At 73.4% G+C, this 14,166-nt stretch carries 11 protein-coding genes; 8 read left to right on the plus strand and 3 right to left on the minus strand.

Translation table 11 applies throughout. The annotated features are described in order from the left end of the window. The first annotated feature begins 407 nt into the window (after window positions 1-407). Both ACZ6X9_RS23185 and ACZ6X9_RS23190 read left to right on the plus strand, forming a co-directional pair. Complete coding sequence (locus ACZ6X9_RS23185) at window positions 408-1,145, plus strand: O-methyltransferase (protein WP_469779901.1); 738 nt, start codon at window positions 408-410, stop codon at window positions 1,143-1,145. 144 nt (window positions 1,146-1,289) lie between these two features. Next, window positions 1,290-2,489, plus strand: coding sequence for a cytochrome P450 (locus tag ACZ6X9_RS23190; protein WP_469779902.1), 1,200 nt, complete (start codon window positions 1,290-1,292; stop codon window positions 2,487-2,489). Window positions 2,490-2,661: 172 nt separating this feature from the next. On the opposite strand, the gene ACZ6X9_RS23195 is transcribed toward ACZ6X9_RS23190, so the two are convergent. Next, window positions 2,662-3,399, minus strand: a complete 738-nt coding sequence (locus ACZ6X9_RS23195) for a 2OG-Fe dioxygenase family protein (protein WP_469779903.1) — start codon at window positions 3,397-3,399, stop codon at window positions 2,662-2,664. A gap of 652 nt (window positions 3,400-4,051) precedes the next feature. On the opposite strand from ACZ6X9_RS23195, the gene ACZ6X9_RS23200 reads away from it, so the two are divergent. The 3 genes from ACZ6X9_RS23200 to ACZ6X9_RS23210 all read left to right on the plus strand — a co-directional run bounded on the left by ACZ6X9_RS23200 (window position 4,052) and on the right by ACZ6X9_RS23210 (window position 8,782). Then, window positions 4,052-5,170 carry an alpha/beta hydrolase gene (locus ACZ6X9_RS23200; RefSeq protein WP_469779904.1) on the plus strand — a complete coding sequence of 373 codons (1,119 nt, stop codon included), beginning with the start codon at window positions 4,052-4,054 and terminating at the stop codon, window positions 5,168-5,170. 178 nt (window positions 5,171-5,348) lie between these two features. After that, window positions 5,349-7,214, plus strand: a complete 1,866-nt coding sequence (locus ACZ6X9_RS23205; RefSeq protein ID WP_469779905.1) for a serine/threonine-protein kinase — start codon at window positions 5,349-5,351, stop codon at window positions 7,212-7,214. Between the two features lie 179 nt (window positions 7,215-7,393). Next, window positions 7,394-8,782 carry a DUF6777 domain-containing protein gene (locus ACZ6X9_RS23210; RefSeq protein ID WP_469779906.1) on the plus strand — a complete coding sequence of 463 codons (1,389 nt, stop codon included), beginning with the start codon at window positions 7,394-7,396 and terminating at the stop codon, window positions 8,780-8,782. Here the strand turns inward: ACZ6X9_RS23210 and ACZ6X9_RS23215 are convergent. After that, a complete protein-coding gene (locus ACZ6X9_RS23215; protein ID WP_469779907.1) occupies window positions 8,699-9,304 on the minus strand; it encodes a LysE family translocator in 606 nt (201 codons plus the stop codon). The genes ACZ6X9_RS23210 and ACZ6X9_RS23215 overlap by 84 nt on opposite strands. Before the next feature lie 107 nt (window positions 9,305-9,411). Here ACZ6X9_RS23215 and pdxR point away from each other — a divergent pair, with 107 nt between their 5' ends. Then, window positions 9,412-10,920 carry a MocR-like pyridoxine biosynthesis transcription factor PdxR gene (gene pdxR, locus ACZ6X9_RS23220; protein ID WP_469779908.1) on the plus strand — a complete coding sequence of 503 codons (1,509 nt, stop codon included), beginning with the start codon at window positions 9,412-9,414 and terminating at the stop codon, window positions 10,918-10,920. 18 nt (window positions 10,921-10,938) lie between these two features. Here the strand turns inward: pdxR and ACZ6X9_RS23225 are convergent, their stop codons facing one another. After that, on the minus strand, window positions 10,939-11,526 hold the full coding sequence (locus tag ACZ6X9_RS23225) for a TetR/AcrR family transcriptional regulator (RefSeq protein ID WP_469779909.1): 588 nt from the start codon (window positions 11,524-11,526) through the stop codon (window positions 10,939-10,941). Window positions 11,527-11,668: 142 nt separating this feature from the next. Between ACZ6X9_RS23225 and ACZ6X9_RS23230 the strand changes: the two genes are divergently transcribed. Beyond that, window positions 11,669-12,106, plus strand: a complete 438-nt coding sequence (locus tag ACZ6X9_RS23230; RefSeq protein ID WP_469779910.1) for a nuclear transport factor 2 family protein — start codon at window positions 11,669-11,671, stop codon at window positions 12,104-12,106. Window positions 12,107-12,922: 816 nt separating this feature from the next. Further along, window positions 12,923-13,921, plus strand: a complete 999-nt coding sequence (locus ACZ6X9_RS23235) for a terpene synthase family protein (RefSeq protein WP_469779911.1) — start codon at window positions 12,923-12,925, stop codon at window positions 13,919-13,921. The last annotated feature ends 245 nt before the right edge of the window (window positions 13,922-14,166 follow it).

Below are 14,166 nucleotides of genomic sequence, written 5' to 3' on the forward strand. Positions count from 1 at the left end.
TGCCGGGAGCTCCGGCGCGGACTCCACCGCCGCCTTCGCCGAGGGCCGCCGCACCACCCTTCGCCCGTCGGGCAGAGGAGGGCCGGGCCAGGGGCTCCCCGGTGGCGGCGTCCAGGCGGCTCGGGCAGGCTGCTGACAGGAGTCCGGCACGGGCCGCCCGCACGCGTTCCCGGTGGGAGCGGTGAGGAGACCGGCCCCACCGTAAACGCCGGCCGGCCGTCGGCGGTGACCGGGAGTCCGAGCGGCCCCCGGCGGATCCGCGGCCGGGGGAGCGACCCGGCCGCGCTCCCGCCGGACCCGGCCCGCCGCCTCCCGCCTGCCGTCCGCCGCCGGCGGCCTCGGCACACACCGGAAGGACCGGCCGGCCGCCGGACCCGGTCCGGCACCGCCGCGGAAGGGAAGCGACCATGGACGACGCCGGCACGCGGACCGACGAAGGCGCGGACGCCGTGAAGACCGTACGGATGACGCCCGACGTGTACGCGTACCTGCTGGCGCAGGCCGAACCTCCCAGCGCCGTGCAGGCCCGGCTCGTCGAGCGCACGCTGGCTCTCGGGAAGGTCGCCACGATGCGGGTCCCGCACGAGCAGGCGGTGTTCCTCACCCTGCTCACCCGTATCGTCCGCCCACAACTGGTCGTGGAGGTGGGTACCTTCACCGGCTATTCGACGCTGGCGTTCGCGCTCGGGCTCCCGCCGGGCGGCAAGGTGATCACCTGTGACGTCTCGCGGGTGTACACGTCCGTCGCCCGGGCCGCCTGGGAGGAAGCCGGGGTGGCCGACCGCGTCGACCTACGGCTCGGCCCGGCGGCGGAGACCCTGCGCCGCCTGCCCGCACACCCGGCGGTCGACCTCGTGTTCCTGGACGCGGACAAGCCCGGTTACCCGGACTACTGGGAAACGCTCGTCCCGCTGGTGCGCCCCGGCGGACTGCTCCTCGCGGACAACGTGCTGTGGCAGGGCCGGGCGGCGGCGCCCGACGCGCGGGGCGACGCGCGCGCCATCCGCTCGTTCAACGAGCGGGTCCGCGCGGACCCCCGCGTCGAGTCCGTGGTGCTGCCCGTGGCCGACGGCCTGACCCTCGCCCGCAAGCTCGGCGACGACACCCCACCCGGCCACGGCGCACGGGACGCCCCGGGCCGGTGACCGGGGGAACGGCGCGAGACGCCCCCGCGGCCCCTCGGCGCCGCCGCTCCCCGCGCGGCCCGCCGGCCGCCGTCGCGACCGGCCGGCGACGGAGGCCCCCCGGCCGTCCGACGACCCGCCACCACCCGGCCGAAGGAGTCCACGATGACACCGCCCCACGCCACCGCCCCCCTCACCCTGCCGGCCGGCGGCAGGACGTGCCCGTTCGCCCCGCCACCCGCCTACGAACACGCCCGCTCCCGTGGCCCGGTCTCCCGCGCGCGACTGTGGAACGGGGAGTGGTGCCGGCTGGTCACCCGGTACGAGGACGTGCGCGCGGTGCTGAGCGATCCGCGGTTCAGCGCCGACACCCGCCTCCCCGGCTTCCCCTTCCTCAACCCGGCCCGCCGGGCGATGGCCGAGGAGAACCGCACCTTCATCAACCTCGACGGCCCCGAGCACGCCCGGCTGCGCCGCGCGGTCCTGCGCGACTTCGAGCGCCGGAGCGTCACCGCGCTCAGGCCGCGGCTCCAGGACATCGCCGACGAACTGATCGACGCGATGGTCGCCGGCCGTCAGCCCGCCGACCTGGTGACCGCGTACGCCCTCCCGTTGCCGTCCCGGGTGGTCTGCCTGCTCCTCGGCGTCCCCTACGAGGACCGCGAGTTCTTCCAGCGGCAGAGCCGCACCCTGATGGACAACGGGGCCGACCCGGCCCCGGTCCGCGCCGCGATCCGCGAACTCGACCGGTACCTCGTCACCTTGGCCCGCGACAAGCGCGACCGGCCCGACGACGGCATTCTCGGCCGGCTGGCCGCCGAAGGGCTGCCCGACCGGGACATCGCCGCCATCGGCCGGCTGCTGGTGATCAACGGCCACGAGTCGACCGCGCACACGATCGCCCTGTCCGTACTCACCCTGCTGCGCCACCCGGCCGACCTCTCCCGCCTCCGGCACGACCCCGGTCTCACGGCCGGCGCCGTCACCGAGCTGATGCGCTACCTGACCGTCCTCCACAACGGCCTCACCCGGATCGCCACCGAGGACCTCACCGTCGGCGGGCAACCGGTCCGGGCCGGCGAAGGCGTCGTCTGCGTCCTCGGCGCGGCCAACCGCGACGAACGCGTCTTCCCCGACCCCGCCCGGTTCGACCCCACCCGCGACGCCCGCCGCCACCTGGCGTTCGGCCACGGTCCGCACCGCTGCCTGGGACAGCTCCTGGCCGAGCGGGAACTGTGCGTCGCGCTGGAGACCCTGCTGCGCCGCCTCCCCGGCCTGCGCCTCGCCGTCCCCTTCTCGGAGCTCGCCTTCCATTACGACACCCAGGCCTACGGCGTCCGCTCCCTGCCGGTGCGCTGGTCGTGAACGGATTACTCGTCCGAACGAGGCGCGCCCCGCCGGAGCGAACCGTCCCGGCCGGGGCGCCGGCGGAGAGGCTTCCGAGCCCCGCCCCGGCCCTGCCTGCGTACGCCCCCCGTCCAGCCTCCGGTTCGGTCCCCGGTTCAGTCCCCGTCCAGCCCCCGTTTCGGCCCCCGGTTCAGTCCCCGGGCGGGAAGAAGTCGACCAGCAGCATGTCCCGCAGACCTCGTTCGGCCCCCGCGGCCGGGCGGATGGGCGTGACGCCGTGGAAGACCCTGCGGTCGTCGAGGACGATGGTCTCGAACGGCGTGGTCAGCAGCGCCTCGTGGACGGGCGCCCGCTCCAGGTCGTAGAGGCGCGAGTCGGCCCCCTCGACGTTCTCGCGCCGGATGAGCACCTGGGCGACATAGCAGTGCCCGTCCTGGTGGATGCCCTCCGGAGCCGGGTGCCCCTCGGCGTCCGGGGTGGCGACGACGCGTATCTGGTGCACCCCGCAGGCGTCCATCCCCTCGCGCGGCCCGGGCAGCCGTTCCCGGAGGGTCCGGACGACCGTCGCCAGCGCCGGTCCCCCGGCCACGGCGTCGGCGAGTGGCGCGAACATGCGGTCCACGCCGCCGTTCACCGTGTTCACGGCGCGGTCCTGGAAGAAGGGCGCGTGCGGCAGCCGTTCCAGTTCGTCCGGACGGATGCGGAACCTGCTGTACCGGCGGAAGCGGTACGGTCTGCCGGTGCCCGGGTGCGGGTCGGCCGGCAGGTCGTCCCACGACGCGGTGAACGCGGCCGCCTCCCCCGCCGGGAGCGCCGCGAGGGCGCCCGCCAGCAGGTCGGCGGGGAAGTGGACGAACGGGGGCGGCAGTTGGCCGGCGGACGCCTCCGGGTTCTCCGGGGCGCGCGCGGACGCGGACGCAGGGGTCATACGACTTCCTCAGCCTTCCTCGGCCTTCGTGGGCCGTGGGTGCGCCGCGGGCCCTGCCGGGGCCTGCCGCGCACCCGTCGTGAATCCTCGGGTGAGCCGGTACCGGGGACCGAGCCTACGCACGACCGTGACCGGAACCCAGCGGTCCACAACCTCCGTCGTACAGGTCACACTTGCCACGCTGGCACCGGGCGGTGCACGGGGTGGCCCACCGCGTCCCGGCATCCGCCCGACCCGCCCTCGGTCGGCACCCTATTTCCGTCGGGCATTCCGGACATCCGGAATTCCGGTGTGCGGGGAATTCACCTCCGGTCCTCACGGACCACTCGCGGAATACACGATTCCGGCACACGCGCGCCGCACCGTCCGATGCGGCGCGTGACGTATTCCGTACGAACCGTCAGGCTGCTCCCCGGCCCGCGCCTTGCCCCTCCCCCGGCCCCGCCACTCACCCGGGAACCCCCGACTGACCTGCGTTTACCGCTTGGTAATGTCGCCGTACCGCCCGGGCGGGATTCCGGCGGACTTCCGGGGTGGAGATGCACGGCGCCGATCGGCGCCATAGCATGAGATTGCGGTGTATATACGGAACCTCCCCCGGTCGTCTGCCCTCTCTCTCAGGTGAAAGCACCTTCCAGGAGGAGTCACCACCGTGGGTCTCACGTCCCAGAATCTACTGCTGCTCTTGGTGTTCATCGCGGTCGCGGTGTGCGCCCTGGTTCTGTGGCTGTGGCCGCGCGCCGCCCGCAAGGGGGTGTTGGCGTGGGCCTCGCGTCTGGGCATGCTCGTCGTCTCCCAGGTGAGCGTCCTCGCGGTGCTGCTCGTCGCCGCCAACAACGAGTTCGGCTTCTACTCCACCTGGAAGGAGCTGTTCGGGCAGAACTCCAGCCACCAGGAGCTCCAGCCCGGCAAGGCGGGCGAGAAACGGCCGCCCGCGCTGGTGGTGAAGGGACAGGAGTCGGTGGGGCTCGGCCCGCGCGAGAAGGGCGGGCAGGTGGACAGGATATCGATCCACGGGCCGGTCACCGGCCTGAGCATGGACGGGTACGCGTACCTGCCGCCGCAGTACTTCCGGAAGGGCCACGAGAAGGACCGCTTCCCGGTGATCGTCGCGGTCACCGGCCAGCCCGGTGTCTCCAGAAACCTGATCACGCAGATCAAGGTCCCGCAGGCCGCGTCCAAGCTCGTCAAGGAGGGGAAGATGCGGCCGACGATCGTCCTGATGGTCCGGCCGTCGGTCGTCGCCGACCGTGACACCAACTGCACCGACGTCCCCGGCGGCCCGCAGGCGATGACCTTCTTCAACCAGGACCTGCCGCTGGCCGTCAACGACAAGTACCGGGCCGACAACTCGCGCGGCGGCTGGGGTGCCGTCGGCAACTCCACCGGCGGCTACTGCGCGTTGAAGATGGCCATGACCAACCCGGCCCGCTACGGCGCCGGCGCCGGCCTCTCCGCCGACTTCTTCGCCCGCCAGGACCGCGACACCGGCGACCTCTACGCCGGGAACAAGCAGCTCAAGAACGAGGCCGACCTCGTCTGGCGCCTCTCCCACATGCCCCCGCCGCCGGTATCGCTGCTGGTCGGCGTCAGCAAGAAGGGCGAGGAGAAGTACCTGAAGCAGGCCACGCACTTCACCGAGAAGGCCAAGTGGCCGACCAAGGCCGAGAAGCTGATCCGCGACGAGGGCGGCCACAACTTCCAGACCTGGCGCGAGGAGTACCCCGAGGTGCTGCGCTGGCTCGACAAGCAGCTCGCCGACCCCCGCTGACCCCACCGGCCCCTCTCTCCCCACACGCACCGTGCCCCGCCGCCGGTGCCGCGCCGCCGCCGAACCGGTCCCGTTCCGCGGGAACGGGAAGCGGCGCCGTCGCGTCCCAGCCGGTGTGGCCCGATTGCGCGGGTGCCCGGAGCGGCCCGGGCCCCCACGGGGGAGGGGGCGGGACGCCATGGACGCCAACGGCGGCGACGAGCGGTTTCCCCTGCTGGCCGGGCGGTACCGGCTGCTGGGCAGGCTCGGCAGCGGCGGCATGGGCGTGGTGTGGCGCGCCTTCGACGAGGTGCTGGGCCGTGAGGTGGCCGTCAAGGAGGTGCGGGCCCCGGAGCACCTGCGCGAGGCCGACGTCCGCGTGCTGCACGCCCGGCTGGTGCAGGAGGCCCGGGCCGCGGCCCGGATCAGCCACCCCTATGTGATCACCGTGCACGACGTGGTGGAGGAGCACGGCCGCCCCTGGATCGTCATGGAACTGGTCCGCGGCCGGTCCCTCGCCGACGTCCTGGAGACCGACGGCCTCCTGTCGCCCGGGGAGGCGGCGCGCGTGGGGTCGGCGGTGCTCCGTGCGCTCCGCAGCGCGCACGCCGCCGGGGTGCTGCACCGCGACGTCAAGCCCGCCAACGTGCTGCTCCAGGACGACGGCCGGGTGGTGCTCACCGACTTCGGCATCGCCCTCGTGGAGGGCACGGGCACCCTCACCCGCACCGGGGACGTCATCGGCTCGCCCGACTACCTGGCCCCCGAGCGGGCGCTCGGCAAGCACCCCGGCACCCCCTCGGACCTGTGGTCGCTGGGCGCCACGCTCTACGCGGCCGTGGAGGGGATGTCGCCGTTCCGCCGCGCCTCGGCGCTGGGCACGCTCCAGGCGGTCGTGCACGAGGACCCGCCCACGCCCCGCCGCGCCGGGCCGCTCGCCCCTCTTCTGCTCGGGCTGCTCCGCAAGGACCCGCAGGCGCGCATGGGTTCGGTGGAGGCGCAGCGCCTGCTGGACGCGGCGGCGTCCGGCGAGCGGACCCGGACGGGCACCGGGACCGTCTTCCCCGCCCGGGGGAGCTCGGGCGGAAGCCGCGGCGGTCACGGCACGGGCGGGAGCGTCCCCTCGGGGGCCTCGGAAACGGACGGCCGACGCGCGGGCGGGCCGGACGGGACCACAGAGGAACGGGCCGGAGCCGCCGCCGCGGACCCGGGGACGGCCGGGGGCGCGCGGACTCCCCGGCCGGGTCCCGGCACCGGGACGGCGACCGAGCCCTGGGCCGCCGGGCCGGGAACCCCGGCCGGATCGGGGACGCGCGCCCGGCCGGCCCCGGCCTCCGGCCACCGCACGCCCTCCGGCCCCGACCCGGCGTCCCCCGCCCCCGCCGGGACGGCCCCCGCGTCCCACCACCACGCGCCCGCCGGCCCCCGGGTGCCCGACCGGCCCTCGTACCGGGAGCCCGGCACTCCGTCGGGCCATCCCCCGGTGTACCTCCCGACCACCCCCGACGTCCGCCCGTCCGGCGCCTCCCCCGCCTCGCACGCGAACGCGTCGCACGCCCCCACATCACACGCCCCGGGCCCCGGAGCGCCCGCCGCCGGCTACGGCCCCTACCCTCCTCACTCCCCCTACGCCTCCTCCCCGGGCTCCCCGGACACCCCGGGCCTGCCCGGCTCCGGCTCTCCGGCCGTCCTCCGGTCGGCGGGAACGCCGGTCCTCCCCGTCGGCGGTACCGGGCCGGCACCCGCGCGCGGCGGCGGGCGGTGGTCCGCGCGCAGGCTCGCCGCTCCCCTGCTCGCCCTGCTGATCGCGGCCGGGGGCGTCTCGGCCGTCCTCTTCCTCGACGACGGCAAGGACCCGGGGACGACACCGTCGGGCGGGACGTCGACCCCGTCCTCGGCCCCGGGCCCGGTGCGGCAGCCGGACGTCTCCTCGGAGCCGAACGGCGGCCGGTCGTCGGCACCCGCGCCGACCGACGACGACCGGTCCGGCGGCCCGGCCGGCACGCCCGGCGCCACCACGACCTGTCCGCCGGGAAGCTGGGTGGCGACCTGCCGCCCCTACTGAACCGGCCACCGTCACACAACCGTTCACCGTCACCGAACCCACCACCGTCCGCAACGACCCGTCGAGACGGCCGTTTCGGGCCCCGTCCGGCGGCGGCCCGGTCCGCTCACGGCCCGTCCGCAAGACGTTCATCGGCAGCGCGAGAAGCAGTGCAAGAACCGGTAATCGGGGGTGCGCACATGTGGTTGACATCCGTCCCCATCGGCACGTCGGGCAGGCGGAAACGGCGCCGGATCCGGACCGCCGCCCTGCTGACGGTCCCCGTCCTGGCCATCGGCCCGGCCCTGGCGGCCTGTTCGTCGGACGGCTCCGGCGGCGACCGCAAGAAGAGCATCACGCTGGAGGCCGTCGGGCAGGCGGGCGACGGGCCGTTCGTCACGGACCCGCGCAGCGACGTCCAGGGGGTCAGCTCGACCGACGGCGGCGGCGCGACGGACGGCGACGCCCCCGGGGCGTTCGGCGGCACCCGGCAGACCTCCCGCTGCGACAAGGCCCAGCTCCTCAAGGACCTGGCGGGCGACCCGGTCAAGGCCAAGGCGTGGGCCGCGGCCCGGGGCGTCGCGGAGCCGGAGATCCAGGCGCACGTCAACGGTCTGACGCCGGCGGTCCTGATGCACGACACGCTCGTCACCAACCACAACTACGACGGCGACGGCAGGACGCGGGCCTACCAGGCCGTACTCCAGGCCGGTGTGGCGGTCCTCGTCGACGCCTACGGGAAGCCGGCCGTCAAGTGCAACTGCGGCAACCCGCTGCGGGAGCCGGACTCCTCGGTCGACGTGCGCGACGCCGCGTTCGACGGCCCGCGCTGGGAGGGCTTCGCCGCGGTGACGGTCACGGTCATCCGGCCGCGGCCCGCCGAGAAGGGCCCGATGAAGGCGATCCCGTTGGTCGACACCGAGCGGAAGGACCGGATGTTCCACCGCGAGGTCGGTGACGACGGCGCCCACGACTCCGCGCCGACGCCCCGGCCGCCGACGCCGGCCCACTCCCCCGGGGCCCCCGGTTCGTCCGGCCCGTCCGACGCCCCGGGTACGGGCACGGGGTCGCCTTCGCCGGCCGGGCCGGACCCGGCGACGCCGCCTTCCGACCCCTCTGCACCGTCATCGGGTGCGTCCGGCTCTCCCGGTTCGTCTTCGTCCCACCCGCCGGCCTCCGGCTCGTCGGGGACCGCCTCCCGCCCGCCGACCGGCAAGCCGGTCCCCTCCTCGCCCGCGCCCGGCGGGTCCGCCTCGCGCGGCTCGTCGACGCACCCGCCCTCGACGCACACCCCCGCGACGCAGCACGTGCCGTCGGCGCCCCACGTGCCGTCGAAAGCGCCCTCGGTCACCGTGCCCACCCATGCCGCTCCGACGGCGGCACACGAGTCCGGGGCCAAACCCTCCGCGCCGCGGATCGCCACCCCGCCGCACACCGCCTCCGCGCCGGCGGCCCGCCCGGCCGAACCGCCCGCCTCGGGCGGGTACGCGGGCCCGCGGACACCGTCAGAGGAACGCCAGTCCCAGCCCCAGCGCCGCGAAACCGCCCGCGAAGGCGCGCCGAACCCAGCGCGTGGCACGGGGACTTGAGACCACCCGGTCCCGGAAGAGCGCCGCGCACCGTCCGTAGCCGGCGAACACGAGGAACGTGAGGAGCACGAAGACGGCACCCAGCCCGGCCATGCGCGGCAGGGCGTGCGGCTCGTCCTCGCCCACGAACTGCGGGAGGAAGGCGAAGAAGAAGAGGGTGAGTTTGGGGTTGAGGATGTTGATCAGCACACCGTCGAGGACCGTCCGCGCCGCGGACCGGGGCGTGGCGGCCTCGTCGGGGACCAGCGCCCCCTGGTCCCGGAGCGTCGTCCAGGCCATGGCGAACAGGTAGGCCACCCCCGCGTACTTGAGGATCCGGAAGGCCGGGGCGCTGGTGTGCAGCAACGCGGCCAGCCCGGTGACGGCCGCCGCCAGGTGCGGCAGAGTGCCGAGGGTGCAGCCGACGGCGGCGACGAGGCTCGCCCGGGCGCCGCGCGAGAGACCGGCGGCCACGGTGTAGAGCACGCCGGTGCCGGGGGTGGCCACGACGATCAGTGAGGTCAGCAGGAATTCGAGGCTCAAGGCACTCCGTCCGGGGGCACGGGTGCCGGGGGCGCGGCACCGGGCCTTCTTCCCGGCCTTGCCCTCCCGGCGTCTTCTCCTTTCGACCCTGCCGCCACAATGGCCCGATGGACAGGTCCAATGAACGTTCATCCGAAGGGTCCATACCGCCGGGTGCCGCCGGTTCCGACTTCCTCCAGCTCGACGTCGGCGGCGCCCCGCCCGGCGGGCTGGCCGACTGGCTGACCCGGCGGCTCCGGGAGGCCATCGCCGACGGACGGCTCCCGGTGGGCAGCCGGCTGCCGCCCAGCCGGCTCCTGGCCGGTGAACTGCGGATCTCGCGGGGCGTGGTGATCGAGGCGTACCGGCGGCTGACGGAGGACGGGCACGCGGCCGGGCGCGGCCGGCACGGCACCTTCGTGGTCGCGGCACCGGCGGCGGCGCCCTTGGGGCCCTCGCCCTCCGGCCGGGTTTCGGCTCCGGCGCGGCCCGCCCGGCCCGCCGGGCTGTTCACGGCCCCCGGCGTGGACGCGTTCGACGTCCTGCGCACCGCTCCGGCCCGGATCGACCTGTCGCCCGGGCTGCCGGACCTCACGGCCTTCCCCCGGACGGCCTGGCTCAACGCCGAACGGGCCGTGCTCGGTTCGGTCGCCGCCTCCGCCTTCGGTTACGGAGACCCGCGTGGCACGCCGGAGTTGCGCCTGGCCCTGGTTCGCTGGCTCGCCAGGACCCGGGGGATCCTGGCGGACCCGGACGAGGTCATCGTCGTCGTCGGGGCGGCCCAGGCGATGGGGCTGGTGGCCCAGGTGCTGGTCCGGGAGGGGATCGGCGAAGTGGCGGTGGAGGACCCGGGCTCGCTGGGCGTCCGGCAGCACTTCCGGTACTGGGGCGCGGACACCCCGCCGGTGCCCGTCGACGCGGAGGGCGTCCGTGTCGACGCGCTGCGCGCCACGGGCGCGCGGGCCGTTCTCCTCACCCCGGCCCACCAGTTCCCCACCGGGGTGGTCCTGGGGGGTGCCCGGCGGCGGGCGCTGATGGACTGGGTCGCGGACGGCGGCCTGGTCCTCGAGGACGACTACGACGCGGAACACCGTTACGACCGGCCTCCGGTGGCGGCGCTGCGGTCGATGCTCTCGGACGGGGTCTGCTACCTGGGGAGCGTCTCCAAGCTGTTCGCCCCCGCCCTGCGTCTGGGCTGGCTGCTCGCCCCCGCCCGGTACCGGGAGGCCCTGGTGGCGGCCAAGCGCTTCACCGACCTGGGCAACGCGGCCCTGCCGCAGTTGGTCCTGGCCCGGCTGCTGGACTCCGGCGAACTGGAGCGCCACCTGCGGCAGTTGCGGCGGCGCCACCGGAGGCGCCGGGACGCGATGACCGAGGCGATCGGCGCCCGACTGCCCGGCGCGGTGGTGCACGGGGCCGCCGCCGGCCTGCACCTGATGGTCACCTTCGACGACGGCCCGGACGACACGGCCGTCGCCGCGGCGGCCCTGGAGCGGGGCGTGAAGGTGCACCCGCTGTCCTGGCACAGTGTCCGGCCGCGCCGGCCCGGACTCGTGCTGGGATACGCGGCGACGCCCGCGTCCGACATCGCGGAGGGCGTGGCGACCGTCGCGGAGGTGATCCGCGACCTGTCCTGACGCCTTGTCGGCTCCGGCTCACACCCCCATCAGGGCTCGCGCCGCCTCCCGGGCGTGCAGCGCGGCCTCGGGGGTGCCGGAGACGGCCGCGGTGGTGATCGCCCCTTCCGCGAGCAGGAGGAGCTGGTCAGCCAGGGCGTCGGAGCCCCCCGCGGCGGCGGCCAGTCCGGCCAGGTACCGCCGGAAGGCGTCCTTGTGGTTCCGGGCGGCGGCGGCGACGCCGGGGTGGGTGGCCCCCAGCTCCCCGTAGGAGTTGACGAAGGCGCAGCCCCGGAAGTCCGGCTCACGGAACCACGCGTGCAGCCAGTCGAAGACGGCCAGCACCCGTTCGGGCCCGGCCGGGCGCGCGTCGGCGAACCGCTCCAGGGAGGCGCGCCACCGTGCGTCCCGGCGGCTCAGGTAGGCCTCCACGAGGGAGTCCTTCGACGGGAAGATCCGGTACAGCCGCTTGAGGGACACACCCGAGGCGGCCCGGATCGCGTCCATGCCCACCGCCTGCAACCCCCGGCCGTAGAACAGCGCCTCGGCCGCGTCCAGGACCTTGCCCTCCGGATCGCCCGCCGAACTCCCCTGCGGCTCGGGCCTCGTCTGCGCCACGGTCTCCATCGTGCTCTCTCCTTGCGCGAGAACCATCGTTCTCATACGCTACCGCACACCGCAGAGAACGTACGTTCTCCACCTCCGAGACGCCCTTCCCCTCCGGCCGCCCGGCCGCCCTCGCCACCGACGCGAACGAAGGAAACCCGTCATGCCCGACGCCCCCAGGCCCCCACTGCCGCCCTTCACCGCGAAGACCGCCCTGGAAAAGGTGCGCGCCGCCGAAGCCGCCTGGAACAGCCGCGACCCCGAACGGGTCGCACTCGCCTACACCGAGGACTCGGAATGGCGGAACCGCGACGTCTTCCTCACCGGCCGGACGCAGATCGTCGCCTTCCTGCGCGACAAGTGGAGCCGCGAACTCGACTACCGCCTCCGCAAGGAACTCTGGGCGTACGGCGACGACCGGATCGCCGTCCGCTTCACCTACGAGTGGCACGACACCTCCGGCCGCTGGTACCGCTCCCACGGGAACGAGAACTGGGAGTTCGCCCCGAACGGCCTGATGCGACGCCGCTACGCGAGCATCAACGACGTCGCCATCGAAGAGCACGAACGCCACCTGCCCACCCCCGCCCGGGCCGCCTGAGCGCTTCATCGGCGGTGTACTGCTCGCGGCGGTGCAAGGTGAGGGCCGGGAGGAGCCAGAGGGATCCGTTCGGCGAACAGCCACGGTATCCGCAGCGCGAACACCTCCCCGGTCCACCTTCGGACCCCTTTGGGCTCTTTCAGTCGCTTGTTGCGATCTTCGGTTTTACGGGCGGAGTCTCGGTTTCCGGATGCGGGCCTGGTCCCGTCGTGGCTCGAAGCGCCGTGCTCCGGCTCGCAGTTGGGTGGTGAAAGCCATGTCCGAGGGAAGGGAAAAGGTCGGCGTCGTCAGCCAGTCGCGCGGGTGCCCGCGCCACCGGCCGGCGGTTCCGGTCCGGGCGGGACCCGCCGGGTCGTCGAGCGGATCTTCGCATGGCCGCACGTCGCGGCCACCGTCAACCAAGACGAACGTCAACCACTGTTCACTGTCACAGCCCCTTCACACGACGAACGGTGTGCCGTTCACGCCCCCGGCAACTTCTTTCACGGGCTTACTCACCTGACACGGCACCGCCTCCGCTGCGGACCGCCCATTCAACACGTGCACGCACCTGACTGCGTCCGGCCCTTCCTCCCTGCCGGCCCTTCCGGTGAGATGGGGATACACCCCTTGGGCGGCGGGTCAGGCAGTGGTGGAACGTCAGCCCACCACTGGTCCGCTCGTCGGCCCATCGCTCGGGTATCCGGCCAATCCCTCGGGGCTCAGGATCACATGCCAGCCGACAGCCTGTCCTTCATTCCTGAGGCTTGTCCCGTAAAGAGTTGTTTCGCGCGTCGTGGCCACACCGGTGCGCGCCCCCCTGGAAGGAACTCGCTGATGCCGCTCTCCCGCCTCGATATTCCCTTCGCGTACGAGTCCAGCCCTGACCTGGGCCGGGCCCGTGTCAACGGATTGCGAACAGCCCGTCGCACCGGGCTGGTGGCGGACGACCGCGCGGCCGACTACTGGCATGAAATCCTTGTCGCCGAACTGGGCTGCAACTATTGGCCCTACGCCAAGGGTGACGACGCCGACCTCGCGGCCGACGCCATGACGTTCTACTTCTTCATCGATGACCAATTCGACCGTACGCTGGGCACGAAGGTCGATGCATCGATCCATCTCATCGAGGAACTGACCGAACTTACCTTCCACAGCGGCAGCACGGTCATCGCCACCTCCGACACGCCCCTCGTCGTCCATTTCGCGGACATGTGGTCTCGCATCACCGAAGGCATGTCCAAGGCCTGGTGCGTGCGCGCCGGCCGCAACTGGCGTAACTACCTCTATGGCTACATCAGCGAAACGCTCGACAAAAAATCCGGAATGCCCGTCCAGGAAGATACCTGCCTGGCCGGCCGCCGGTACACCATCGGTGCTGAGACCTCCACCGACCTCTGCGAACGGTTCGGCCACTACGAGCTCTCCGAACTCGCCCTTGCCTACCCACCTCTGCAAGTCATGCGCCAGGTCATCTGCGATGCACTGACCTTCAGCAACGACCTGCAGTCCATCGACAAGGAAATCAGCGTCGAAGACACGGAGAACAACTCCATCGCAGTACGTGCGCGCCTGGCCGGGATCAGCATCGAGGAAGCAGCCGGGCAGATCCGCGACCACACGCACGCACTGATTGCTCGGTTCCTGGAGCTTGAGCGAGACGTCCCGCGCATGAGCGAGATACTGGGGCCACATGGAGCCGGGCTCAGCACGTACGTCGAGGCGCTGAAACTGTCGTTGGCCGGCTACAACCACTGGGGCAATACCACACCTCGTTACCACCGACGCCACCCGCATGCTTACCGGACGGCCTTGGACTACGTGGACCCGGTCTGAGTGAGCACCCTCGTTTCTCCTGCCGCCCTCTCCCGCCCCGGATACGGTCGGTCCGGCGCCGCCTCCTTCCGCCGGTTCACTGAGCGTTTTCAGCGTGGCCACTGATCGGGGGGGCGCCGGTGAGGTTGTTGGTGACAGATGGCAGTGGCTCCACCTCGGCAGGTCGTTGTGGTTCCAGCTTGATCGACATTGGATTCGGCCCCACCTGCCCTGGCTCGTGAGGACATGCCCTCGTCTGGGTAAAT

The sequence above is a fragment of the Streptomyces sp. NPDC052910 genome, from assembly GCF_055585605.1.

Bases quoted from the DNA above. Each gene is read 5' to 3' on its own strand.
- ACZ6X9_RS23205 (WP_469779905.1), top strand. From the start codon at position 5,349: ATGGACGCCAACGGCGGCGACGAGCGGTTTCCCCTGCTGGCCGGGCGG.
- ACZ6X9_RS23235 (WP_469779911.1), top strand. From the start codon at position 12,923: ATGCCGCTCTCCCGCCTCGATATTCCCTTCGCGTACGAGTCCAGCCCT.
- pdxR (WP_469779908.1), top strand. From the start codon at position 9,412: ATGGACAGGTCCAATGAACGTTCATCCGAAGGGTCCATACCGCCGGGT.
- ACZ6X9_RS23185 (WP_469779901.1), top strand. From the start codon at position 408: ATGGACGACGCCGGCACGCGGACCGACGAAGGCGCGGACGCCGTGAAG.
- ACZ6X9_RS23225 (WP_469779909.1), bottom strand. From the start codon at position 11,526: ATGGAGACCGTGGCGCAGACGAGGCCCGAGCCGCAGGGGAGTTCGGCG.
- ACZ6X9_RS23195 (WP_469779903.1), bottom strand. From the start codon at position 3,399: ATGACCCCTGCGTCCGCGTCCGCGCGCGCCCCGGAGAACCCGGAGGCG.
- ACZ6X9_RS23230 (WP_469779910.1), top strand. From the start codon at position 11,669: ATGCCCGACGCCCCCAGGCCCCCACTGCCGCCCTTCACCGCGAAGACC.
- ACZ6X9_RS23210 (WP_469779906.1), top strand. From the start codon at position 7,394: ATGTGGTTGACATCCGTCCCCATCGGCACGTCGGGCAGGCGGAAACGG.
- ACZ6X9_RS23190 (WP_469779902.1), top strand. From the start codon at position 1,290: ATGACACCGCCCCACGCCACCGCCCCCCTCACCCTGCCGGCCGGCGGC.